Below are 24,369 nucleotides of genomic sequence, written 5' to 3'. Positions count from 1 at the left end.
AGGGCAGAAGAAGCGGATTTTCCTTCAAAAGAGAGCCCTAATTTCCAACAATCCACTTATAGGGTGTCTTAGCGAGGCTTTTCGTGCCTGAAAGGTGGGAAAAAAAACGGGCTATGAAAATCAACATGAACGTAAGGAATCGGGTTCTTTTAGTCATAACCGTCGTCGCCTCAGCTTGGGTCGGTGCGATATATAACTATGACACCGTGGAAAACGAGCAAGTCGAGTCCCTCCAATCGAAACTCACTCGAGAATTCCAACGATATTGCGAATCTATTTTGCATATACAAGACGCGTCCTTCTCCGAGTTCCTTCAACAGCATACGCTTTGGAGTGATTTGCAGAACGCAATAACCGAAGGTGATCATAAAAAAGCCGCTATCATTTCGGACAGTGCTCTACTTAGATATAAAGCGAATCTTTTGTGGATTTTGGATAAGAATTCGAAAATCGTATTAGCTCGATACGAACCCGAAACGAATAAAGAGTATGCTCCAAAGTCCTCTTTAAACTCGCAATTATTTAAACTCCTCAAAGCCAACACCACGATACATTTTTTCGATGATAGTTCTGGACATGTATGGGAAATCCATGCAAGTGCCTTGAGGAACGATAGTAATAATTCGAGGAACGGAAACCTATCCGGCTATGTATTTATTGGAAGACTTTGGAATGCGGCGTATCGAAAAGACCTCTCGCAATATCTCGATTGCAACGTCTCGATTTTAAACCCCAAAGAACACACGCGCCCAAGTGAATCCACCATTCTTTACCGCCGTTTTTTGCGTAACTGGAAAGGCGAGGATGTCGGACAGTTGGTCATACGAAAAGAAAACGAGATTACAGAGGCTTTGAACATCACACACACGCAAACTTTGTTTTTAGCCGTTATTTTCGCCACACTCGTCGTGACGCTCGCTTGCATCGCTTTGACTTACTGGGTGAGTTCTCCACTCGAAGTTTTGTCGAAGGCGTTGAAGAAACAAAATGCAAAACTCGTAGATAAGTTATGCAATGATGTCACAGAATTCGGCACTCTTGCAAAAATGATCCAAACGTTTTTGAAACAACGAGCAGAAGTAGCGAAAGAAATTGCGGAGCGTAAGGAAATCGAAAAAGAACTAAAGCGCGCGATGTCGAATTTGGAATACGCGCGAAAAGAGGCAGAAGAAAGAAGTAAATTACTCGAAAGCCAGAAGGAAGAACTCGAAGAGGCGCGCGATAAAGCCCTCGAAGCGACACAAGCAAAGTCGCGCTTTTTAGCGAATATGAGTCACGAAATTCGCACTCCGATGAACGGCGTTATCGGTATGACCGAATTGCTCATGCGCACCCCTTTGACGGAAGAACAGCGTGATTGCGTTCTTACCATCAACACGAGTGCGCGAGTTCTTATGGGAATTATCAATGACATATTAGATTTTTCGAAAATCGAAGCAGGAAAAGTAACTATAAAGAAAGAACCTTTCAATCTTCGAGAAGTCGTCGAAAACACCACATCTCTTTTCGGAATTCATGCCTATGAGAGTCGCATTGATTTAGTGAGCATCGTAGATTGTTCGTTGCCAGACACTCTGCTCGGAGACGCGATGAGGATTCAACAAGTTTTGACCAACCTCATCAGCAATGCAATCAAATTCACTCCACAAGGCTTCGTTCAAGTGCGCGTGGAAAATATCCGCTTGAATGACAAAACCATCCATGCTCGCATTTCTGTAAAAGACACAGGCGTCGGGATCCCGAAAGAACAAATCGAACATATTTTCGATAGTTTTACGCAAGCCGATGATTCCCTGCGAAGGAGGCACGGCGGTACAGGACTCGGTCTCACGATTGCGAAAAATTTAGTGGAGATGATGCAAGGGACGATCATCGTCGAAAGCGAGGTGAAAAGAGGCAGCACTTTCACGATTATCCTTCCGTTCGAAGAAAAAGAATCTTCCAAACCAGTTAAACCCTTCGAGAACCTTCGCGCCGCAATCTTTACTCCTTTAGATGTTCTTCAGGAATCGACGGAATCTATGTTGAAATATCTCGGAGCGAAAATTGTTTCTATCGATAAGAACAACACTTTTGTGAAATTACCGGAAGTCGTCCTCATAGATAGGCGCGTCTTAGGAGAAGAAATCGCAGAAAGTCTTCGAGAATTTAGAAGCCAATATTCTATTCCCGACGTTCCAGCCGTCATCATGTGTTCTGTCGGAGAAAACTGTAGTAGAGACAAACTCGAACGAGAGAATAAAGCGACAATCGCTCTGAAACCACTAACGACTTCTTCATTGCAGGAAGCAATCGAGAAAGCGTTGGGGAAAAAATCTGAAAAAACATTAACCAACGCAAACGATATGGATGTGGAATTCGTTGCAGAACAACCTCTCAAAATTCTTCTCGCAGAAGATAACATCGTAAATCGGAAAGTCGTTGTTCGAATTTTGAACCGCTTGGGATGCGAGGTGGAAACTGCTTCGAATGGCCTCGAGGCTGTCGCTGCTTACGAAAAAAGCGCTTACGACGTAATCTTCATGGATATGCAGATGCCGGAATTGGATGGTTACGGTGCAATCCAAGCGATTCGCAGACGAGAAAATATTACGAAGCGTAAACCCACCCGGATTATCGCCATAACCGCTCACGCCCTTCAAGGAGACCGAGAGAAGTGTTTAACTGCAGGCGCAGACGATTATCTCTCGAAACCTGTGCGCGTCATTGACCTCGTAGAGGCTTTCCAGCGTGCCGGATATCGGTTTCATCAAAAAACTCCAGGCAGCGAGGAAGCCGCGTAGTTTCACGGTAGTCTTGCCGCGCAGTGTGACAAACTAAACTCCTTCCTGAAAATCTGCCCTAATTCGAGGTAAAATAAATTTTCCTAATGAAGCAAGGCATTCATCCCAAATATGTCGAGTGCAAAGTCTATTGTGCATGTACGCCCGATAGACCGATTACTACTATCATGTCTACGAAGCCAGAACTCAGAGTAGACATCTGCTCGAATTGCCACCCCCTCTACACCGGTCAACAGAAACTTGTAGACTCGGCTGGCCGCGTTGAAAAATTCCTCCGCAGGTATGGCAAAACCCAGCAAGGAGGCAAAAAATAAATGGCGAAGAAGGGAGAAAAGCGGGAAATTATTCGCTTGGTCTGTACAGAAGACCCTCGTAGCGTCTATACGACTACGAAAAACAAGCAAAACACGAAAGACCGCCTCGAACTGATGAAGTACAATCCCTTCCTCCGAAAACACACGTTGCATCGTGAAAAGAAGTAAAGGAAAGCGAAGTGCCTAATCCAAAACGTAAACACTCTCACGCAAGAAGCGCTAAACGCCGGGGAAACTGGCGCACGAAAGCACCGGAACTCGTCTTGAATCGCGTTCAAGGCGGAGAACGCTTCATATTGGCTCACAACGCCTCTCCAGATGGCTTCTATAAGGGCAGACGTCTGCCGGGATTCAAAGAGAAGTAAGCTTTAGCCGTTACATCCCCATTAGGCAAGGGTCAGACGTTTTTAGCACCTCCTGCCTGTCCCGCCTGTCATAACGTAATACCTCTGTAGGAGCGCCGTAAGGCGCGAACAGGGTTTGTGTAGAGATAAGTGCTTAGCGGGCATGCCGAGGGCAAAATAGGGTAAGAAACTATCAGCGTTCGAAAAAACTCAACTTGGAGGGAAATATGAAGCCGTACATAGCAGTAGCGATTTCCCTATTAGCAGTAGGCTTTGCCTATAGTGCGAAAAACCAGAAAGACCTGTACTATGAAACCCGCCTCGTAAAGAAAGAACTTCCCTACTCCACGGTTTATCTTCCCGATCGGACTTTGCCACCCGGGAGGATGAAGAAGGTGGAAAATGGACATATGGGAAAGGCAGTTCAGATGCTTCAAATAACCACCCAGAAAGGTCGGGTGATTGGGAAAAGAGTCTTGTGGACGAAGACAATCTCATCTCCTAAAGATGCTGTGTATCGTGTTGGGATAGTTCGTGATATTTCTCGAAAGAGATTCGTTCGCGCGAAAGTTTTAGTTATGGAAGCGACTGCTTACAGTTCACAAGATGCTGGAGTGGGAACCCGAACCGCAATGGGTTTGCGAGCGATTCGAGGGGTCGCTGCCGTCGACCCGAAAGTGATTCCATTCGGCACGCATTTATTCATCGAAGGATATGGGTATGCGATAGCGGCAGACAAAGGCTCTGCGATCAAAAGGAATCGCATCGATTTATGCTTCAACACGAGAAACGAAGCCATTCGATTCGGTACGAGAAAGGTTCGAGTACATATATTGAAATAAAGCGACTTTCCAAATCGTTGGCAGTGACATTTTGTTCTGCGGAGATATCTCTTTAAAGTGGAGCGAAGAGAGGATGAAAAAACATCGCTTCATGAAGTTCTAAAAAAATATGGAATCCGAGCAAAGAAAAACCTCGGACAACATTGGCTCGTATCCGAAGACGTTATTCGTAAAATTATAGGAGCATGCGGAGGAGCGGGGGGGATTTTAGAAATAGGACCCGGTATCGGGATTCTAACGAAGCATTTGGTGAATCTTGCGCCCACATGGGCAATCGAAATCGACGAGCGTTTAGAAAAACCTTTGAAGGTAAACGTTCCTGATGCGAAAATCTTCATCGGGGATGTTTTGAAAGTAGATTTGATAAATTTACTCTCGCTTATTCCCCACCCCAGAGTCATCGTCTCGAACATTCCGTTTTATATCACGACACCTATATTGGAGCGTTTGTTGTCAGTTTATAGTAACTTCGACTGGGCAGTGATTATGCTGCAAAAAGAAGTCGGAGAAAAACTCATGGCAAAGGTGAACGATTCGAAACGAATCACCTTGAGCGTACTTTACCAATATCATTTCAACATTGAAATTGTCTGCAAAGTCAATAAAAGAGATTTCGTTCCTCCACCATCCGTAAATGCAATGGTTTTAAAACTTCTACCTAAAGTAACGGAGCGGATACAGGAATTTTTAGAAGAATCTATAAGAGTAGGTTTTCGGTATCCACGAAAAACATTATTGAAAAACTTTATTGCGCAAGGAATTGGTGATAGGAGAGATATCGAAACCTGGCTGACGACGAACGGGATTGCGATTACGGCGCGTCCTCATCAGTTGTCGGTTGAGGATTGGGTTCGGTTGGCATCTCAAGTGCCGTTCCGTAAGAATTGAAAACAAACTCACCGACTAAAGCACCGAATAGGCTGCCGAGCACGGCAATCAATCCGGTCTGCCACCACGGAAGCCACCCTAAGATCGTCTCGATGAGTAAGGCAGGCGAAGCAATAATCAAACAACATCCTGCAATCACTAATGAGTGATTCACCCTATCTTCCAAACGCGTAGGAGCAACCAAGCGTAAAAGCTTTCTCCTGGTCATCGTGGGAAAAAGCGCAGCCGATTTGCAAACCTTTTCTTTATAGGAAGGGTTCCGGCGATGCATCCCGTTGATAATTGACCACCCCAATGCCAAAGACGCCGTAAAGGCGAAGGTCAGCCAATCCCAAGGCATAGACAAACCAAATAGAGAAGTCACTGCGACCATCGGATTATTTTTCATTCGAGTATCTCACGAAAATCGGTATCTTAATCTCGTGTTTTTAGACGAAGCGGTGATTTTCGTGAAATCAGGAAGGGGCGGAGATGGTGCTGCCACTTTTCGGAAAGAAAAGCACGTGCCCAGGGGAGGTCCGAACGGGGGAGATGGCGGGCGGGGGGGAGATGTGATTTTCGTTGCCGACGCGAACTTGAATACGTTAATAGAGTTTCATTATAAAACGCATTACGAAGCGGAAAATGGCGAAGACGGTGGGCCCGACAACAAAGACGGAAGAGACGGAAAATCGGTGATACTAAAAGTACCGGTCGGGACGATCATCAAAGATAAAAACACGGGAGAAGTTCTTGCAGACCTAACATCTCCTGGGCAGACATTTTGTGCTGTCAGAGGTGGACGGGGTGGACGCGGAAACAAACATTTCGTAACCAGCGTGCGACAAGCTCCCACCTTCGCAGAAAAAGGAGAACCGGCGCAAGAGAGAGTGCTTTTGCTCGAACTCAAACTACTTGCGGATGTCGGATTGGTGGGTCTCCCGAATGCTGGAAAATCTACTTTGATTCGTTCAGTGAGTGCTGCGAAACCGAAAGTTGCAGATTATCCGTTCACTACACTCGTCCCTACATTAGGAATCGTTCGAGTTGGCGAAGAAAGCTTCGTTATGGCGGACTTGCCTGGCCTAATCGAAGGCGCAAGCGCAGGTAAAGGGTTAGGAGATAGGTTTTTAAGACATATCGAACGCACGAGAGTCATCGTGCATGTCGTAGAATGCCTTCCGATGGACAGTTCCGATCCGCTTCAAAATTACAAAACTGTACTGAAAGAACTCGAAAACTATTCACATGCATTGACGGAACTTCCATCGGTAATCGCCTTGAGCAAATGTGACTTGCTAACCGACGAACGTGCTCGTGAAGAACTCGTCAAGAGGTTTTCGGAGACAGGAAAACCCGTTTATTTAATAAGCGCAGTAACAGGCGAAGGTATAGATAAGTTTCTTCATGCATTAGTGGAAATTTTACGAAAACATCCGAGAACGTACGAATCCCCACAGGAAATCGTTTTGAAACCTAAAGACCAAGAGGAAGTTTGGAGAATCGAGAAAATTGGGGATGTATTTCACGTCAAAGGAGAAAAAGTGGAACGACTCGTGGCGATGACACCATTAGACAACGCTGAGGCACTGGAAAGGCTTCACAGAACTTTGACCAAAATGGGTGTAATCGAAGCGTTGAAAAAAGCAGGAGCCAAAGAGATGGACACCGTAATCATCGGAAAAGCGGAATTTCATTTTACGGAGGATGAGTGAGAGTCGGAGTTCTCGGAGGGACTTTCGACCCTATCCACATCGGTCATCTAAGGCTCGCCATCGAAGCGATGGAACAGTTGCATTTGAAAGAAGTAGTTTTAGAAGTTACGCGAGTTTCTCCCTTCAAGGTAAGTGAGCGGATAACCGACCCGGAAATTCGATATGCAATGGTGGTAGAAGCGGTACGAGATGTACCCGGTTTGCTACCAGGCAGAACTGACTTTAATCTTCCCTCCCCTTCGTACACCATAGAAACCTTGCGAATCTATTTTGAAAAAGGGCTGGAAACAACGCTCCTTATGGGCTCCGATACGCTTGCCGGGTTTATGAAATGGAAGGAACCAGAGAAAATCTTAGAAATTTCGCGCCTCGGAGTCGTGGAAAGGCTAAATTACCCATGTGAGGAAGTCTTGGCTTCTCTACCGGATTGGGTTCGCGAAAAGGTGGATTCTTTCGAAATGCCGCATTTGGAAGTGAGTTCGACCCTCATACGAAAAAAAATCTCCCAAGGGCTTTCTGTAACCCATCTTGTGCCTCAATCCGTCGTTAAAATAATTGAAGAACACCGTCTTTATAAGGAGTAAAGCCAAACCAGTTTTGACATCGGAAACAAAAGTACAGAGAATACTTCGAATATTAGAGGATGCTAAAGCAGAAAGAATCCTCGTTTTGGACGTTCGCGGAAAGACGTTTTTAGCGGACTTTTTCATTGTTTGCACCGGGAATTCCGACCTCCATATACGCAGCATCTCTGAGCGTCTAATCGAGCAAATGAAAAAAGAGAAAATCAAAGTGGCTCATATCGAAGGCGAGGGGAGCGGGTGGGCATTGCTGGACTTCGGAGATGTGGTATGCCACGTCATGCGTGAAGAGCAGAGGCAGTTTTACGATATCGAGTCCTTGTGGAAATCCCTGCCAATTCGTGAAGAATATCCATTTTGAGGGGTATGGACTATTTCGATAGCGTTGCAGTGGATGTGGAAGATGCTTTAAGAAAGGCTCGAGTGTTCATTTCTCGCAAGGATGAAGCCTCGGCGATGGCAATCATGGATAAATTGCTCGAAAAATATCCTGAACATCCAAAGGTCCTCGACGCGAAGGGAGATATCTTACGAGAACTCGGGAAACTGGAAGAAGCGAAGGAGTGTTACGAGAGGGTAATTTCGAAGTACAAAGGTTGGGTTTCCACAGAGAAGAAACACGCTGAAGTAGTTTTTCAGTTGGAACAAGCGAAAAGCGCGGCGGAGATGTTTTTGAAAGACATGTCTTTTGCAGAACTTATGAATCCTGCGGGGGCGAGAAGGAGCGGCGGTATAGCGGCTTTTTTGAGTCTTTTAGCACCAGGCTTCGGGCAGATCTATAACGGCGAATTGGTGAAGGGCATCGTGATGTTGGCTATAGCGATTTTCAGTTGGATAATGCTATTTAGTTTCGGTTACGTAGCTTCTTCGGTGAATTCTGTAGGTTGGTTTTTCATCATCGTTCTAGTAGTTTTGTACATCGTCTCTATGATCGATGCAGGAGCCTCCGCAGCGAAGAGCGTCGCTTCCCCGCCACCGCCACGTCCGAAGCCACCCGTTGACCTTCCCTTCGAGTAGGAAATAAGCGATAATGAAATATAGGGGCAGTGCATGACGAAGCCTGAAAAGCGCGCATTGGTAATCGAACTCAATTGGGCAGAATGCTTGTGGTGGGGCTTAGGAGCGATTCTTACATTGCTTGTTGCGCTATTTTGCTTCCGCTATGGGAGTGAGTTTATTCGTTACGAAGTTCAATCCGGAAAGACAACGACAATTTATCGCGTAGATTTTTCCTTTCTCGCATATCCCCTGTTTTTGGTTACGTTGGCTCTTTTTGTTATCGCTGTGAAAAAAGCGTTCGCTACAACGAAACTTCCCTCCTATCACGTTTCCTGCCCTTACTGTGGTCACGAGACCGAGTTTACAGAAGCGCCACAGGACGATTTCGTTTGTGACGGATGTGCCAGGCGTGTGCCTGTTCAAGACGGCAAGGTTTTGGAAGTAACAGGCGTTCGCTGCGGTTACTGCGGGGCTTTGAATTATTTGAGCGATAAAACGGAAGTACTCATTTGCGAAGAATGCGACAGAGAGATTCCGCTGTTGGACCCTGAAACAGGGGAGATGCGGCATGTTCCACGCGGTTTTGCACGTGTTGACGACCCTTCGCTCTATGAACTGGTGTTGATAGATGAAGGAAAAGATAAAGAGGCGATAATCAATTCGTTGCAACACATGCTTGCAATAAATCGAAACCAAGTGAAAGAAATTCTCGAAAAACTCCCGGCTCCCCTTCTTTCGGGCATAAACCGGAGGAAGGCAGAGATGCTGAGAGCGCAGTTAGAGGCGAGCGGGGGAACGGTGGAACTTCGCCCTCTTACTCCGCAAGAATAAACACTTTTTCTCTTTCCCTACCTTTCAGAGTTAGGTCATTTTAGGTAAGATAACTTTTCTCATGCGTGCCGAATCCTCCTCGAAAACGGAACGCAGAATAAGTAACTTTCTACTGGGAGTCTACACTGAAGATGCATACCTTCCTTTCTAAAAAGCGAAATCGGGTCGTGTGGAATGGGCTACTCGCTCGGATAGTCGTCTGCTTCCTACTTCTTTCGCCTGTTTATGCCTTCGGAATCGGTGCAGAAGCGGGCCTCGAACTGAAGTTTCAGCAGTCGGATTACATATTTTTATGGATTTCTTTGGGGCTTTCTTTGCTGGCGATTTTGACCGGATGGGGAATCGCCCGTTGGGTTCTTCGTCAAGACCCTGGCCCGGAGAAAATGCAGGAAGTAAGTGAAGCGATTCGTGCGGGTGCTTTGGGATATCTCAAAAGACAGATAAAAACGATGCTCTTTTTCATCGTAGTGCTTGCTGTCGGTCTTTATTTCTTGTACAGCACGAATCCTGATTATGCCGGGCAGACGATTCTTCGCCTTCCGATGGCGTTGTGGTTAGCAATAGCATTTGTTTTAGGCGTCTTCGCTTCTTACATCGCTGGGTATACGGGAATGATCATGGCGGTGCGTGCGAACGCACGAACAGCGAACGCCGCGCTTTCCAGTTATAAGCGCTCTTTAGAACTCGCTCTTCGCGCCGGTGGGGTTGCAGGGCTGATTACCGTTGGGATGGGTCTTTTAGGCGCAACGCTCATCTTTTTGATTGCGGGTGAGCAAGCGATGAAACTCTTAATCGGTTTCGGATTCGGTGGTTCGCTCGCGGCTTTATTTATGCGCGTAGGTGGAGGAATTTACACGAAAGCCGCCGATGTCGGTGCGGACTTAGTCGGCAAAGTCGAAGCAGGAATTCCAGAAGACGACCCGCGAAACGCGGCGACCATCGCGGACAACGTGGGCGATAACGTTGGAGATTGCGCAGGAATGGCTGCGGACGTTTTCGAATCGTATGAGGTCACGTTAGTTGCTGCAATTGTGTTAGGCGCGGCGACCGCAGCGATATTCGACCAAGCGACGTGGATGAAACTCATTTTGTTTGCGTTGATGGCGCGTGGTGTAGGCATTGTCGCTTCGATACTCGGCATCCTCTTCGTGCGCGGAAAAGACGACGAGAGAATGGACCCATTGACTCCGCTGCGTCGAGGATTTTGGGGTTCTGCTTTCATCGCGGCCGCGGGAACATTCGTGCTCGCTTTCATGATGATGCAAAACGTAAACGTGAATTATTATGTGGATCATACTGGAGCACGATACAACGGAATTAAGAAAATAGACCCTCTGTACGGATTAGCGTTAGCGGTTATCGGAGAACTCGAACAAGCAGAAACGATGACTCCTCCTGGGCAGCCCCCCCCACCTGGACCTCGTGTCGCTTCGATGAGCGATAAAGAACTAACCGACAAAATAAACAGCAACATACAAAACGAATACGAACAGAGAATTCGAATGCTTCCAAAAGATGCTCCGAAGCCTCCCGCTCCTCCGAAAGTTACGGAGGAACAAGTAAAGCTTGCTCGAAAGGATCCGCTACTTAATTACACAATCGTTTCGGGGTCGAATGCAGTAGGACGCTTAGGAATCGGCATCGGAAGATTTTTAGCGGAAGAGCCGCGTCTTGCGTACGTTGAAATCCCTGCTGCTCAATTTCCGAATGCCCCCCCTCAACAACCACGAAGAATTTGGCAGCCCTATTCGAAGGAACAGTTAGAGCAATTCAAAAAGACAGGCTCTATAAAAATTCTCAACGAATATCCATTCGGAGCAGGGGTCGACCGTAAAGGCGATTTGTACTGGATTATCGAAAAGCCTATCAAAGAGGGGGAGAAGGACGCGCTCCTCGCACTACCTCCGGTCTCTTACACGCGAGAAAAAGTGCAAATCGGAACTTTCGGAAGTCCGACGCTTGCAATGGCGGAAGGCCAAATCCGTACCGTCGAAGCAAAAAGCACACCCGTGCAGTGGTGGCAATTTTCGCTTGCATTGCTTTTCGGAATCCTCATGGCATATCTCATCGAATTGCTTACGGATTACTTCGTGAGTTTCGAAAAGCGCCCTGTGCGAGACGTTGCGGCGAGTTCTACCGCTGGTCCTGCACCGATGATTATTCAAGGATTCGCATACGGAATGGAAAGCAGCGTTTGGGCAGTAGGCGCAATCGTGATTTGTCTATTAGCACCCCTTTTCATATTCCCCCCCACTATGTATGGCGGTCCTCTACTGAGTTTCTATGGAATTGCTCTCGTGGGATTGGGATTGCTTACGACCACAGGTTATATCTTGGCGATGGACACTTTCGGTCCTATTAGTGATAACGCACAGGGAGTTTATGAAATGTCAGGTGCTAAACACTTGGAGAAACCACAAGAGGGTTCCCTCGCTGGAAGCAAAGCGGTGCAAAGATTAGACGCCGCTGGAAACACGACAAAGGCGTTAACGAAAGGTTTTGCAATTGCTACCGCAGTCGTCGCAGCAGTGGCACTTTTCCATTCGTTTATCGAAGATGCAAAACTTTCCACATCCGGTTTGCGTCTCGAAGTTCCGGAAATTTTTATCGGTCTTTTGGTAGGAGGCGCTGCACCCTATCTTTTCAGTTCGTTTTCGATTAATGCAGTAGGTCGAGCTGGTTTTCAATTGATAAACGAAGTGCGGCGTCAATTCCAGGCAGACCCTGGAATCCTTGCCGGAACTTCCAAACCCGACTATGAAAGATGCGTAACCATCGTTACACAGGCGGCGCAAAAAGAACTTTTAGGGCCGGGAATCTTAGCGATCGCTCTTCCCGCCCTCGTAGCGTTCGGTCTTTCCATAGGACAAGAGCCTGTGAAGATAGGTGACAGTTTTTACAACATCGTCGGAGCGCAAGCGTTAGGAGGCTTTTTGGCAGGTGCAATCCTTTCAGGGCAATTGCTTGCCGTGATGCTTGCCAACGCTGGTGGAAACTGGGACAACGCAAAAAAGACTATCGAGGATGGACTCTATGGAGGAAAAGGCTCCGATGCGCATAAAGCCGGTGTCGTTTGCGATACCGTGGGTGACCCCTTCAAAGACACTGCTGGTCCGGCACTCAATCCACTGATCAAAGTGATGAATTTGGTCGCTTTGTTGATGGCTCCTGTTGTAATTCGACCGCTTCCTAATTGGGTGTTGATCACAGTTGCTGGTATTGCGATCGTCTTGTTAGGAATTGCAGTTTTCTGGTCTAAAAGAGGTTCGATTGGCACCGAATTAGTGAAAGCGAAGGCTGGAGAAATTCAGGAAGTTCCAGCGACTACAAATCCCCATGGCGATTCTCATTGACGAAACGACGCGTGTGCTCGTTCAAGGCATCACAGGTCGTGAGGGAACGTTTCATACCGAACAGATGCTGGAATACGGCACACAAGTCGTTGCCGGAGTAACGCCAGGCAAGGGGGGGCAAACACATTTAGGTGTTCCTGTTTTTGATTTCGTAAAAGAAGCAGTGGAGAAAACGGGAGCGAATGCAAGTGTAATTTTCGTTCCTGCTCGATGGGCTGCCGATGCAATTTTGGAAGCGGAAGATGCAGGAATACCCTTCATTTGTGCGATTACGGAAGGTATTCCTCAACACGACATGCTGAAGGTCGTGAACCGATTGAAAGACAATAAGAAAAGCCGTTTGCTGGGTCCGAACTGTCCAGGGGCAGTGACTACGGAGCGTTGCAAAATCGGCATTATGCCCGGGAACGTGTTTTCCAGAGGTCCCATTTCACTCGTTTCGCGAAGCGGGACGTTGACTTACGAAATCGTTTGGGAACTGACGAACAACGGATTAGGACAAGCTTCGTGCATAGGAATTGGGGGGGATGCGCTTCTCGGCACTCGTTTTATCGAGTTACTTCCCCTCCTCGAGAATGACCCAGAAACAGAGGCAATAGTTTTAATTGGTGAAATAGGGGGGAGCGACGAGGAAGTTGCAGCGGAGTTTATCAAGACGATGTCTAAACCCGTCGTTGCTTTCATCAGCGGAAGAACAGCGCCTCCGGGCAAGCGGATGGGTCATGCAGGGGCAATCATCAGCGGGGGTGTCGGAGGTGCAGAAAGCAAGGTTAAAGCCCTTAGAGAAGCCGGAGCGATCATCGCAGACAGCACTTCGGAAATCCCTTCCCTTCTTAGAAAAGCCCTGAAATAAACGGGCATATTCACGCGCCTTAAAGGGTTAAACTAAGGCTATGGTCGAGACCTCGACAGGTAATCGTGAGGAGTTGCTCAGCGACCTTTTTGCTACTCTTTGGCGCACGTCATTTTGCGAAAAGATCATCAAGGAATTATGCAAATCGAGGATTACCTATACTCAGTTCGAAGTCTTACGATATATAGAGCGTCATCCGTTTTCATCCATCGGAGAACTTGCGCATGCCTTGAAAATCAGTTATCCCAGCGCTACGAACATTAGTTCCAGGCTCGCCCACAAAGGACTTATTTATAAGACAGGCACTTACCCTGATAAGAGGATTGCGCATTTGGAAATTTCCCCCCAAGGAAGAGAAATCGTTCTAAAAGTAGTTGCGGAGCGCAAACGTAGGCTGATGGAGGTTTTCGAGTTGTTGGATGACGACGACAGATTAAACATGCTCGATACGATTCATCGTTTTATCATTGCGGCAAGCAAGGCAAATATTGCTGAGCCAGTAGATTTATGTCGTTCATGTGGACCTGACCGATACGAGGATTGTCCTCTACTAAAGACTGGCGAATCTCATGAATGTGGTTAAATTGAAGGAGTGAAAGAAATGTCTTCGATTCTTTATTTCGATAATGCTGCCTCGACTAAAGTAGACCCGCGTGTCTTAGAAGAGATGCTGCCATATTTCACCGAAACTTATGCTAACCCGAGCGCTTTGCATACACCAGCACAGCGAGCGAAGGCGGCAATCGAGGAATCGCGTGAAACGATTGCAGAACTGTTAGGGGCGAACGACCCTTCGGAAATTATTTTCACCTCGGGAGCGACTGAGGGGAACAATACGGTGATCAACATTTTCCGAGAAGGGACGATTCTCATTTCTGCAATTGAACATCCATCGGTTTTAAACACGGCTCTCGAAACTGGTAGGTGCAAACTCATTCCAGTAGACAGTACAGGAAAAATCGACGACGAGGTTTTTTCGCGATTGCTCGAAGAGACGAAACCATCGTTAGTCAGTGTGATGCTCGTGAATAATGAAATCGGGACTATTCAAAACATAGACCGTTTGGGAGAATTGACACGAAAGGCAGGAGCATATTTTCACACGGACTTGACTCAAGCAGTCGGGAAAATGGAACTCAACCTCGCAGAAAGACCAGTTGACTATGCAACGCTATCCGGTCATAAATTTCACGCACCCAAAGGTATAGGCGCGCTGTACGTACGCTCCTCTGCACCGTTTACTCATTTCATGGTGGGGGGAACTCACGAGAATGGAAGGAGAGCAGGCACCCTCAATGCTCCGGGAATTGTGGGCTTGGGCAAGGCGGCAAGGCTCGTTATGGAGGAATACCCGAAAGAAAGGGAAAGATTCGCTTCCATGAAAAGGAGGATCGTAAAGGCTATTTTAGAAAAGGTCCCAGATAGTCGCTTGAATGGGTCTCTCGATGAATCCGCTCCCCACATCATAAGCATCAGTTTTTATCGAACCGAAGGCGAGAGCATCATTATCAACCTCGACACGAAAGGCATTTGCGTGACAGCAGGGGCGGCATGTAGCAGCGGTCTGCAAAAGAGAAGCCACGTTCTGACGGCAATCGGCTTGCCGGAGGAGTGGCTTCGAGGGACGGTGAGACTTAGTCTGGGGAGGTTCAACACGGAGGAAGAGGCAGAAATCTTGATACAGTCACTAATCGAGTCTGTTGAAGAGGTGCGTAGCCTTGGCTATGTAGCCCAGTAAAGAAATTTCCTTTATACTTCTCTCGGTCCCATCCTGCTCTTTTTACTATTTCGCTAATCGAGAAAAGGTGGAACTTTTAGCCCGCTTTGAAACGTCTTTTATACTCGGCAAGCAGACCCTTTTCCGAAAAAAAGCAGGATTTTCTTGGATTTGCAGCGAATCTACAGTATCCTAGAAAGTGCGAATTAAAAGTCATGGCGGGCGGAGGTTATCCGAAAGCCCTAAGAAAGGAGGGCGATGATAGCGCCATTGACGTCGCATCCTGCGTAATAACGAATAGGTAACAAATTTCGGAAAAGGCTAAAAGCATGTTTCAAGAAGATAAACGGAAAATGAGCACATTATTGCCCCCAATAACCGAAACCGAAGAGCCCTTGGAAGACGAATTGCTCGAACAGGTCGGGGTGGGAGTCGAGGAAGTCGAAGAGCCCATACCCGAGGTGGAAGAGCATCAGGACGATTCCGAGGAACTCGAAATGTGGATGCGCCAAACCCGACGCGCACAGTTGCTCACGCCCGAACAAGAAATCTACCTTGCGCGCAGAGTTCAGGAAGGAGACCTCGAAGCGAAGCGAATTCTTACCGAATCCAACCTTCGACTGGTGGTTAGCATTGCTAAGAAATACAATGCTCGAGGAATTCCCCTTGCTGATCTCATCCAAGAAGGGAATTTGGGATTGATTCGCGCAGTCGAGAAATTCGACTGGCGCAAAGGCTTCCGTTTCAGCACCTATGCAACCTGGTGGATTCGCAGAGCTATTGCTCGCGCGATCATCAACCAAGGAAGAACGATTCGAATACCTGTATATGTTGCTGAACTCATCAATAAGGTCGTGAAGGCGCAGAATCGTCTTCAGCAAGAGTTACAACGCGAGCCCACTGAAGAGGAAATCGCGCGGGAAGTGGATATGCCCATTGACCGCGTGCGAGAGATGCTCCGTGTATCAAACGAACCGTTGAGTCTCGAAACTCCGGTTGGTGAAAAGGACAACAGTGCGCTCGGTGACTTCGTGCCGAATCAAGCGATGCCAGAGCCGAAGGAAGTAACGAACGCATTGATAAAAAGACAGGAAATCGAGTCTATTTTGAGCCGACTTACCTCGCGAGAGCGTGATGTGGTTCGGCTTCGATTCGGACTCGATGACGGGCGTCCTCGTACTCTGGAAGAAGTCGGTTTAGCGCTGAACGTAACCCGTGAGCGTGTACGGCAGATCGAACTTCGGGCGATGAAGAAACTTCGCCACATCGGTGATAAATTGAAAGCGCTCGGTGTGCAATTGCAAGTTGGCGCATAAGTCCCTCTTCGATGGGAGAATTTACATCGCCACCCTATGACGGGTGGTGATTTTTTTAGTGTTCACTTAGGCTACTCCAGCGATAACAGATAACATTCTATTAGAGATTCTCGAAAAGTTTTTTTATCGATGTTCAATGGCATAGCGACATGTGAATTTGCGTAAAGCAATTGAGGATCTACGAGGGGAAGGTCTATAGGAATACTGCATTGTGCTAAGACCGAATCTCTGGTAATTTTCATTGCGCATCCGACTAATTTCCTGCCTGTATTTTCGTCTACGACATCGAGCGGCGCGATATGGCGAAAGCAGTCTGCGGATTTTGTTTTATTCGAAAGGAAACGACTTTCTTCTGCTAAAATCGCCTGAATTGCGTGTTTACGAAACGCCGATACGATCGGAGCGATTAATTTTCGATACGCTGATTTTATATTTCGCGCGTTTAATCCGAACACAGACAAGGGGACAGAGAGTGCAATCGTGATGTCGTGCCCGTGAAGAACCGCGTTACCTCCCGTAGGACGAATGACCCATGGTACTAAATCATGTCTCAACAAATCCGAAAGCGGATTCTGAAATCTTCCGAGAGATATCCATGCCCCCTGCCATTCGTAAATTCTGAGATACTTCTTCCCTTCTTTTTGCGTCCGATCGAAAAAGGCGCAGTCTTTCTTCATGTTTTCTTCGCCAGACAAGCGTTCATCCAGAATAACTTCAAGAGACGTAGATGAGAGATAACTTTTCGTTATTTCCCTTTGATTTCCGCAAGTTCTTTCGTGAGTTCTTGTTTTTTCCATGCTATATCGAGGGTTTTTGCTGCATAGGCTTCGTCGAGACGTCCTACAGGGGTGATGTGCGGTGCTTCGTGAAGAAGCTCCGGGTTGTTTGCCGCTTCTTCGGCGATAGCAAGCATTGCGTCGCAGAAAGCATCGAGGGTTTCTTTGCTCTCCGATTCTGTCGGTTCGATCATCAGCGCTTCGGGAACGATGAGCGGAAAGTAATTCGTGGGGGGGTGAAAACCGTAGTCGATGAGTCGCTTGCTTACATCCAATGCACGTACACCCATTTTTTTAAGAGGTTGAGCAGTAAGGACGCACTCGTGCATGCAAATTCTATCGTATGCCGGCGGGAATACTCGTTTAATTCGTGCCATCACATAATTCGCGTTGAGAACGGCATGTTTCGCAATTTCAGGGAGACCTTCTTTTCCGTACGCTCTTAGATAAGCCCATGCGCGCACGTTCATCAGAAAGTTTCCATACCATGAATGCACGCGACCTACCGAGTCTTTACGATTCGTATCGAGGATGTAAGAATCTCCTTGTTTGACAATAACGGGAACGGGAAGAAATTTCTCGAGATGGGATTTAACAGCAACACATCCACACCCAGGACCGCCTCCTCCGTGCGGGGTGCTAAAGGTTTTATGAAGATTGAGATGCATACAATCGAATCCCATGTCGCCAGGCCGTGTGATTCCTACCATAGCGTTCAAATTTGCACCGTCTAAAAAAACTTGCGCGCCGGCATCGTGCAACATCTCAGTGATGGTCAATATATCGTTTTCGAATATTCCCAAGGTGTTTGGATTCGTGAGCATCATTGCGGCGACGTCTTCGCGTAGATTCGCTTTTAAATCTTCTAAATCCGTAGTCCCTCGGTTGTTCGTCTTGACGCTTCGTACAGAATAACCAGCACGAGCAGCGCTTGCAGGGTTCGTTCCGTGGGCAGTATCGGGAACTAAAACGACGTTACGCTTATGGCTTTCTCCTTTCGATTCATGATATTTTCGAATCATCAAAAGGGAGAGGATTTCGCCCGATGCTCCTGCAGGGGGCTGCATAGTTGCGGCATCGAAGCCTGTGATTTCAGCAAGCCAAGTTTGTAGGTCGTGAATAACTTGCAAACAACCTTGTGCTGTATGGGGGGGCTGAAGAGGATGCATCATAGTAAATGCCGGATTGCTCGCTGCTGCTTCGTTGACGCGTGGATTGTATTTCATCGTGCAAGAGCCTAAAGGGTAAAAACCGGTGTCAATTCCATAATTGCGTTGGCTCAGTTTCGTAAAATGCCTCACGACATCGAGTTCGCTAACTTCTGGAAGGTCCGGGGATTCTTTACGCAGAGAATCGCCAAGAAGACTTTCTAAAGGAACTTCGGGAACATCGCATTCCGGCGGTATGCATCCTTTTCTCTCCTTTTTCGAGCGTTCGAATATCAAAGGAAAATCTTTCATTAACGTAGCACCTCGGCGAAATGGCTTACGAAATCATCCATTTCTTTTTTCGTCCGAACTTCGGTAACTGCAATCAAAATGCAATTCTGCATATCGGGATAATAGTCCCCCAGAGGGAGACCCGCTAAATAACCTTTCTGTAATAGTTTGTCGCGAACGATTCGCCCGTCTCGACCGATGTTCAAGCAAAACTCGAACGCGAAAGGTATTTCGGGAAACTGCAATTCGACCCCGGGTATCTTGCAAAGTTCTTTTGCCAAGTAGTGTGCTTTTTGTACGCACGTTTCTGCTATTTTGCGAAAACCGTGTTTTCCCAAAGCAGAAAGCCAAATCGTTGCCGCTAAAGCCATGAGGGCTTGATTCGTGCAGATGTTGCTCGTGGCTTTTTCTCTTCGTATGTCTTGTTCCCTTGTCCTCAAGGTCATAACGAAACCGCGTCTGCCTTCTTTGTCGTGTGTTTTTCCGACGATTCTTCCTGGCATCGAGCGAATCCATTCTTTTCGCACGCAAAAGTAACCCGCCATAGGTCCTCCATAGCCCATTGGAATTCCACAAGGTTGGAGTTCGCCTACGACGATGTCTGCACCGAAATTTCCGGGGGGTTCAAGAAGACCCAATGCAATAGGTTCGGCAACGACGATGAGCAGCGCGTTACATTCGTTTGCGAGTTGCCTTGCGTTGCTCAAATCCGTAATTCTGCCGAAAAAGTCCGGATATTGGACAACTAAACACGCAGCGTTTTTATTATCGGCGTGTTTCCATTCCCGTAAATCGAATGTTTCGACTTCAGAGCCAGAAGTCCGCGCAAATGTTTCGATGCATTGGCGATAGTGAGGATGAAGGCTTCGTTCCATTAGGATGATGGATTTGTTTTTAATTTGAGAAGCCATGAGCACAGCCTCAGCAGCGGCTGTGCCGCCATCGTACATCGAGGCATTGGTAACATCCATTCCTGTGATTTCGCAAATAAGGCTCTGGAATTCATAAATCGTTTGCAAATAACCTTGACTCGCCTCTGCTTGATAAGGAGTATATGACGTTAAAAACTCTCCTCTGGAAATCAACGCCATTACAATGGAAGGGATGTAGTGCTCATAGACACCTGCTCCCAAGAAAGAAGTCACTTGTAACAAGTTTAAATTCTTCGAGCCGATTTCATGAAGGGATTTGAGAATTTTGTGTTCATCGAGACTTTCAGGGATATCGAGAGGTTCGGATAATCGTAATTTTTTTGGAATATCTATAAATAAATCATCTATATCTTTTACGCCAATCGTGCGAAGCATTTCCCTTCGGTCTTCTTCCGTATGCGGGATATAACGCATTTTGCCTTTACTCCGAGATTAACGCTCGATATTCTTCTGCAGAAAGCAATCCGCTCGGCACTTCCTCTACACGCACCTTGACTATCCACCCCTCTTCGTAAGGTTGCGTATTGACGAGTTCTGATTTCGTTTCGAGTGCGGTATTGACTTCGACGACTTCTCCTGAAACGGGTGAATAGAGGTCGGAGACGGTTTTTACAGATTCTATGGTTCCGATTGGTTCGCCTGCTTTCACGATTCTTCCTGGTTCTGGAAGATCGAGATATACGATATCGCCTAATTCCGACTGGGCATAGTCTGTTATTCCAATCGTAGCGATGTCACCTTCCAATCGTAGCCATTCGTGAGTCTTTGTGTATTTTAGATCTTGGGGAATTTTCAAGAGTTTCCTCCGTGCTTGTTCATTCTACTCCGTTCATTTATACAGTTCAAGGGATATTCGTCTTCTATTTGTAATTTTGTAAAAAGGACACTCTGAAAATCAAGACAGAATGCCGAGTTCCTTCCAAGAATGAGGCTTTTCTATCCACTTTTCTTTAACTTTTACGTGAAGACCTAAATATACGCGTGTCCTGAGGAGTTTCTCTAATTCCAATCTGGCTGCGGTTCCTATTTTCTTTATCATCTGCCCTTTGTCTCCGATAAGGATGGGCTTATGCGCTTCTCTACCTACGAAGATAACGGCCTCGATTCGGGTCAGCGGCTCGCCAGCGGAAGTAAAGTCTTCCTCCCAGTTTTCTATTTTTACGGCTACCGAATACGGGATTTCTTCACGAATGTTGCTGAGTACTTTTTCGCGGATAATTTCCTCCGCCATTTCGCGTAGGGTTTGATCGGTGTAAAAATCGGTGCTCGGATAAAGAGGTTTTCTTTCTGGTAAGTGATCGACTAATAATTTCACGAGTTTATCAACATTTTCGCCAGTGAGCGCATTGGTATACATCATCTCTGGAGGCTTTTTGCCTTTAGTTTTCATCAATTCTTCATAAGCGGTGTAATGCGAATATACATATTCCGGTCGGAGTCTATCCATTTTATTCAAAGCGACGACGATAGGGACATCTTTGATTTCGCGAAGTAGCGATGCGATACGTTTATCTTCTTCGTTGGGCAATTTCGAAACGTCGACGACGAAAAGGATGACGTCTGCTTCGTGTAAGGTTTGGAGGGCTTTGTCTACTAAGGCTTTTTCTAATTTACTTCTGGGTTTATGAATGCCAGGCGTGTCACGAAAAATGATTTGCGCACCGTGCACGTTCGCGACTGCTAAGACTAACTTTCTTGTTGTTTGAGGGCGTGGTGAAACGATCGAGACTTTTTTTTCGACGATCGCGTTTATTAAAGTGCTTTTGCCTACATTGGGGCGACCAACTACAACGACCACTCCGCAGCGAAATTTCATTCTTTCTTTCTAAAGGTTACGCGTAGAGAAGGTTTCTGTTCTTCACTTGTTTGTTTTCGTGTTTTTTTGCGGCCTGCTTTCGAGGAGGGTTTTGAAGGTGCAACTCTGGGTTTTCTTTTATATTGTTCCGGTTTTACTCTTTCTTTTTCTTCGACCTCTTTTTCTTCCAACTCTTCTTCCTCGCCGTCTGCTTCCGCGATTTCTGGGAAAAATGGAAAGATGTCGGCTGTTTTCGGAAGGCTCATGATGGGGATATCGAAGACGGCAGATTGTTCGATGTCAATGGTATCAGGTTCGGTTTCCGGAAGAGAATCTATTGTAAGAAGTTTTTCCGTATCGGCTTCGATAAATTTTTGAATTTCTCGTTCTTCACCCACGATAAGAAGTTGTGTAGTTCCTTCCGAAGCGCGGCTTTTAAGAGTGATTGTGTCTGCTCCTATCATTTTTCCGCTTATTAAATCGTATGCGTTCCAACGCTCGGGAAGCATCACGGTTCGTTGCCCTTCGCCGCTGTAATGGATACATAGGAAGGGGGGGCGAACATGAACGACATCTCCATGATAATTCCATACCGGCACCCCTGCTAAAGCGCAAAGTCCTCGAATGACTTTCTCGTTAATGATAGGTTCACCGAAAAACACGGAGCGCCAATGCTGTGAAGGGTCCTCTTCGGATTGAATCTCCCTAACGACAAGGCTCGGTAAACCCGAGACGGTGTATTCTCCCAACACCGTACAGCCCTCTTCGGGAATCGCGAAATAACTCGGTTCGAGTTGCTCCACTACGCTCAGTGCGCGTTCTTCTAAAAGCTCAGTTAACGGATGCTTTCGATTCAAAATTGTAGTACCCGCGCGGCTCAAGAACGGCTGAGGTCGAATTGCAATTCCGGTAACTTCCCTAACCCGTTCGAGTGCCGGTCGTCCGGACTCGAAAAGCCCTGCGCTATAAACCCAAAATAGAGTTTTGCCGTTGCATTGTAAGCGATTTTTAATCGCCGTTCGAACTTCAGGGCGAATATCCCAAGCGTTGAGAAAGATATAAAGTTTGGCTTCTGGAAATCTCTTTCGGTGTGCTAAATCGCTAAGAAGATAAAATCCCACGCTGACGCCTGCTCTCAAGACGGCTTCGCGAGAGTCTTGAATGAGGAGTTTGAAGGCGCGAGGGTCGCTCAAATAGGCGAGGCTGCGCTCATCGATAAGGACGGCAACATCAGGGTCTCTAACGGGCACTGCGAGTGAACATATCAGTGCTTTCAGAATTTGCGAACCTCTTTGCCAAGTAACCGGTGTATTCAACCAGCCGTTTCCCCAAAGGTCCATCCATTGGATGCCGGATGCATGTGCCAGAGCGGCACCTAAACCTCTCCAATGAGCCGCTTCCAATGCTTTTGGTGTGTTCATAGGGGGGTTGAAATCGTCATCCGGTTCGCTTTCTTTGCTGATGGGGACTTTGAAATCTTCTTCGCTGATGAATAATTTTCCATTGAGCGCAAGGCTGTCTACGGGAATCGGAATCGAAGCAGCACCACCCATATGGCGGTCTCTATACGATGGGGGGGCACAAATGATGTCTACTTCCCTGGCTCGGAGAAGTTTTCCTAAACTCAAATGTCCGCTCAATGGGTGAGACCATTCGAATGTGTATCCGTAACTTACGGCAACCAAAAAATTGCCTTCGCTTGCTTTTTTGACTTCCCACGCTAATTTCTGAATTCTTGCGACGGTAGCATCGCTGATGAACAAATGATAATCCACGAAAGCGTGTTGTCGCCTCTCCATCATCAGGAATGCATCATGAGTCGTCTTAGCGAGTGTGTAATCCGGGATTTTCAAATTATCGAAGCGAACCCTTCCGTTAAACCACGATGCTTGTAAAGCGACTAAGTTATCTCCGTAACGATGTCTTGTCCATTGGCGGAACCATTCCTCCGCTGCAGTGCTCGTGTCTACGCATCCTTCTGGATAAAACCATTCACCTTTATCCAGATGCAAACCTAAGACGTGCTCTGCATACGGAAGCGAACGAAGACCATTGATATATATAGCGAGTAATCGCGCCGCTTCACCCCAAAAAGCATCGTCGCAAACACTCGGCTCAGCCAATGTGCCGTCTGGATTGCGGTATACCGCGTTCGGATACTTGCGTTCCCACCCTTCCTTACCTGCAAATACTAAACGGAAAATAATATACGCATCGGGATTGATTTCCAAAAGACGATTTAAAAGGTGACTCGACACATTGATAGCCTCTTTTGCTGATTCTTCATCGACTTCGAAATCTATCATCAGAGAAAATATTTTCACTCCGGATGCCGATGCTTTCTCGATTTCTTTAAAAGTGGTTTCTTCTCGCTCAGGATCGCGTGGATTACCGAAAAATATAAACGGTGTTAGAACTCTTTTCCCTAATACCATGGTGGGGCGGTCATTGATTCTCACGACTCTCGGCGCATGTTCCGGAATCGGGACGGGAGTTAAATCCGCAGTGAATGGCGAAGTACGCGGTTTGTATGGAGTTGTAGGCGTGTGTGTTTTATTACCGCGTTTGGTTATTTTCGGGGGTTGTTTCGGAACTCTTTTTTTAGATGGGGGGGCTTCTGCACTTCGGAAAACTGCGTGAAGCACCGAGGATTCATGTCGCGTAGTGGTTCGTGATTTTTTTTGTGGAACAGGTTCTGGTTGTGCTTCTTCTTTTACTATTGCAGTTTCGGGATGTTCTTCTTGGCGTGGAGCTTCAGCACTTTCGGTTTTCGGAAGCGGCTCTTGAGGTGGTGTTTCAGCGGTTTTCTCGAGAACGGGTTCTTCCGTTTTCTGCTGAGCTTTTTCCTCTTCGAGTTTCTTTTTTCTGCGGAAAAAAAGCATATTTATCTTTCTCGATTCGGTGTATCTCTA

23 protein-coding genes are annotated in these 24,369 nt (G+C 46.9%); 16 read left to right on the top strand and 7 right to left on the bottom strand.

Annotation, left to right across the window (positions count from 1 at the left end; all coding sequences use genetic code 11):
• Positions 1-113 precede the first annotated feature (113 nt).
• The 6 genes from VNK96_07520 to rsmA all read left to right on the top strand — a co-directional run bounded on the left by VNK96_07520 (position 114) and on the right by rsmA (position 5,171).
• Entirely contained in the window at positions 114-2,783 is a 2,670-nt protein-coding gene (locus VNK96_07520) for an ATP-binding protein (GenBank protein ID HWP31554.1), read from the top strand.
• Between the two features lie 86 nt (positions 2,784-2,869).
• Positions 2,870-3,097, top strand: a complete 228-nt coding sequence (gene rpmE / locus VNK96_07515) for a 50S ribosomal protein L31 (protein ID HWP31553.1) — start codon at positions 2,870-2,872, stop codon at positions 3,095-3,097.
• Positions 3,098-3,265 carry a 50S ribosomal protein L33 gene (rpmG, locus tag VNK96_07510; protein HWP31552.1) on the top strand — a complete coding sequence of 56 codons (168 nt, stop codon included), beginning with the start codon at positions 3,098-3,100 and terminating at the stop codon, positions 3,263-3,265.
• A gap of 11 nt (positions 3,266-3,276) precedes the next feature.
• Positions 3,277-3,462 carry a 50S ribosomal protein L32 gene (gene rpmF / locus VNK96_07505; GenBank protein ID HWP31551.1) on the top strand — a complete coding sequence of 62 codons (186 nt, stop codon included), beginning with the start codon at positions 3,277-3,279 and terminating at the stop codon, positions 3,460-3,462.
• A 206-nt stretch (positions 3,463-3,668) separates the two neighbouring features.
• Positions 3,669-4,283 carry a 3D domain-containing protein gene (locus tag VNK96_07500; protein ID HWP31550.1) on the top strand — a complete coding sequence of 205 codons (615 nt, stop codon included), beginning with the start codon at positions 3,669-3,671 and terminating at the stop codon, positions 4,281-4,283.
• Between the two features lie 57 nt (positions 4,284-4,340).
• Positions 4,341-5,171 carry a 16S rRNA (adenine(1518)-N(6)/adenine(1519)-N(6))-dimethyltransferase RsmA gene (gene rsmA, locus VNK96_07495; GenBank protein HWP31549.1) on the top strand — a complete coding sequence of 277 codons (831 nt, stop codon included), beginning with the start codon at positions 4,341-4,343 and terminating at the stop codon, positions 5,169-5,171.
• On the opposite strand, the gene VNK96_07490 is transcribed toward rsmA, so the two are convergent.
• A complete protein-coding gene (locus tag VNK96_07490; GenBank protein ID HWP31548.1) occupies positions 5,095-5,442 on the bottom strand; it encodes a hypothetical protein in 348 nt (115 codons plus the stop codon). The two genes, rsmA and VNK96_07490, sit on opposite strands and share 77 nt — an antisense overlap.
• Before the next feature lie 4 nt (positions 5,443-5,446).
• Here VNK96_07490 and obgE point away from each other — a divergent pair, with 4 nt between their 5' ends.
• The 10 genes from obgE to VNK96_07440 all read left to right on the top strand — a co-directional run bounded on the left by obgE (position 5,447) and on the right by VNK96_07440 (position 16,515).
• Complete coding sequence (gene obgE, locus VNK96_07485; GenBank protein ID HWP31547.1) at positions 5,447-6,865, top strand: GTPase ObgE; 1,419 nt, start codon at positions 5,447-5,449, stop codon at positions 6,863-6,865.
• Positions 6,862-7,449, top strand: a complete 588-nt coding sequence (gene nadD / locus VNK96_07480; GenBank protein ID HWP31546.1) for a nicotinate-nucleotide adenylyltransferase — start codon at positions 6,862-6,864, stop codon at positions 7,447-7,449. Before obgE ends, nadD begins: the two co-directional genes overlap by 4 nt.
• Before the next feature lie 13 nt (positions 7,450-7,462).
• Positions 7,463-7,807: a ribosome silencing factor gene (rsfS, locus tag VNK96_07475; protein HWP31545.1), complete on the top strand. Its 345-nt coding sequence runs from the start codon at positions 7,463-7,465 to the stop codon at positions 7,805-7,807.
• 5 nt (positions 7,808-7,812) lie between these two features.
• On the top strand, positions 7,813-8,463 hold the full coding sequence (locus tag VNK96_07470) for a tetratricopeptide repeat protein (protein HWP31544.1): 651 nt from the start codon (positions 7,813-7,815) through the stop codon (positions 8,461-8,463).
• A 33-nt stretch (positions 8,464-8,496) separates the two neighbouring features.
• Entirely contained in the window at positions 8,497-9,276 is a 780-nt protein-coding gene (locus tag VNK96_07465; protein ID HWP31543.1) for a ribosomal protein L7/L12, read from the top strand.
• A 131-nt stretch (positions 9,277-9,407) separates the two neighbouring features.
• Entirely contained in the window at positions 9,408-12,629 is a 3,222-nt protein-coding gene (locus VNK96_07460; GenBank protein ID HWP31542.1) for a sodium/proton-translocating pyrophosphatase, read from the top strand.
• A complete protein-coding gene (gene sucD, locus VNK96_07455) occupies positions 12,613-13,482 on the top strand; it encodes a succinate--CoA ligase subunit alpha (GenBank protein HWP31541.1) in 870 nt (289 codons plus the stop codon). The genes VNK96_07460 and sucD overlap by 17 nt, the downstream gene beginning before the upstream one ends.
• 40 nt (positions 13,483-13,522) lie before the next feature.
• On the top strand, positions 13,523-14,065 hold the full coding sequence (locus tag VNK96_07450) for a MarR family transcriptional regulator (GenBank protein HWP31540.1): 543 nt from the start codon (positions 13,523-13,525) through the stop codon (positions 14,063-14,065).
• Between the two features lie 18 nt (positions 14,066-14,083).
• Complete coding sequence (locus VNK96_07445; protein ID HWP31539.1) at positions 14,084-15,220, top strand: cysteine desulfurase family protein; 1,137 nt, start codon at positions 14,084-14,086, stop codon at positions 15,218-15,220.
• Between the two features lie 332 nt (positions 15,221-15,552).
• The gene (locus VNK96_07440) at positions 15,553-16,515 is read left to right on the top strand and encodes a sigma-70 family RNA polymerase sigma factor (protein ID HWP31538.1); all 963 of its coding nucleotides are present in this window, start codon (positions 15,553-15,555) and stop codon (positions 16,513-16,515) included.
• A 71-nt stretch (positions 16,516-16,586) separates the two neighbouring features.
• Here the strand turns inward: VNK96_07440 and VNK96_07435 are convergent, their stop codons facing one another.
• The 6 genes from VNK96_07435 to VNK96_07410 form a co-directional block, all read right to left on the bottom strand.
• On the bottom strand, positions 16,587-17,192 hold the full coding sequence (locus tag VNK96_07435; protein HWP31537.1) for a hypothetical protein: 606 nt from the start codon (positions 17,190-17,192) through the stop codon (positions 16,587-16,589).
• 68 nt (positions 17,193-17,260) lie between these two features.
• Positions 17,261-18,751, bottom strand: coding sequence for an aminomethyl-transferring glycine dehydrogenase subunit GcvPB (gcvPB, locus tag VNK96_07430; GenBank protein HWP31536.1), 1,491 nt, complete (start codon positions 18,749-18,751; stop codon positions 17,261-17,263).
• A complete protein-coding gene (gene gcvPA, locus VNK96_07425) occupies positions 18,751-20,076 on the bottom strand; it encodes an aminomethyl-transferring glycine dehydrogenase subunit GcvPA (protein HWP31535.1) in 1,326 nt (441 codons plus the stop codon). Before gcvPA ends, gcvPB begins: the two co-directional genes overlap by 1 nt.
• A gap of 7 nt (positions 20,077-20,083) precedes the next feature.
• Complete coding sequence (gene gcvH, locus VNK96_07420; GenBank protein ID HWP31534.1) at positions 20,084-20,458, bottom strand: glycine cleavage system protein GcvH; 375 nt, start codon at positions 20,456-20,458, stop codon at positions 20,084-20,086.
• A gap of 99 nt (positions 20,459-20,557) precedes the next feature.
• Positions 20,558-21,478 carry a GTPase Era gene (gene era / locus VNK96_07415; GenBank protein HWP31533.1) on the bottom strand — a complete coding sequence of 307 codons (921 nt, stop codon included), beginning with the start codon at positions 21,476-21,478 and terminating at the stop codon, positions 20,558-20,560.
• Positions 21,475-24,339, bottom strand: a complete 2,865-nt coding sequence (locus tag VNK96_07410; GenBank protein ID HWP31532.1) for a hypothetical protein — start codon at positions 24,337-24,339, stop codon at positions 21,475-21,477. Before VNK96_07410 ends, era begins: the two co-directional genes overlap by 4 nt.
• Positions 24,340-24,369 lie beyond the last annotated feature (30 nt).

This window comes from Fimbriimonadales bacterium, assembly GCA_035559795.1.
Classification (GTDB): Bacteria; Armatimonadota; Fimbriimonadia; order Fimbriimonadales; family ATM1; genus DATMAR01.
This window is presented reverse-complemented; position numbering and strand designations above follow the sequence as displayed.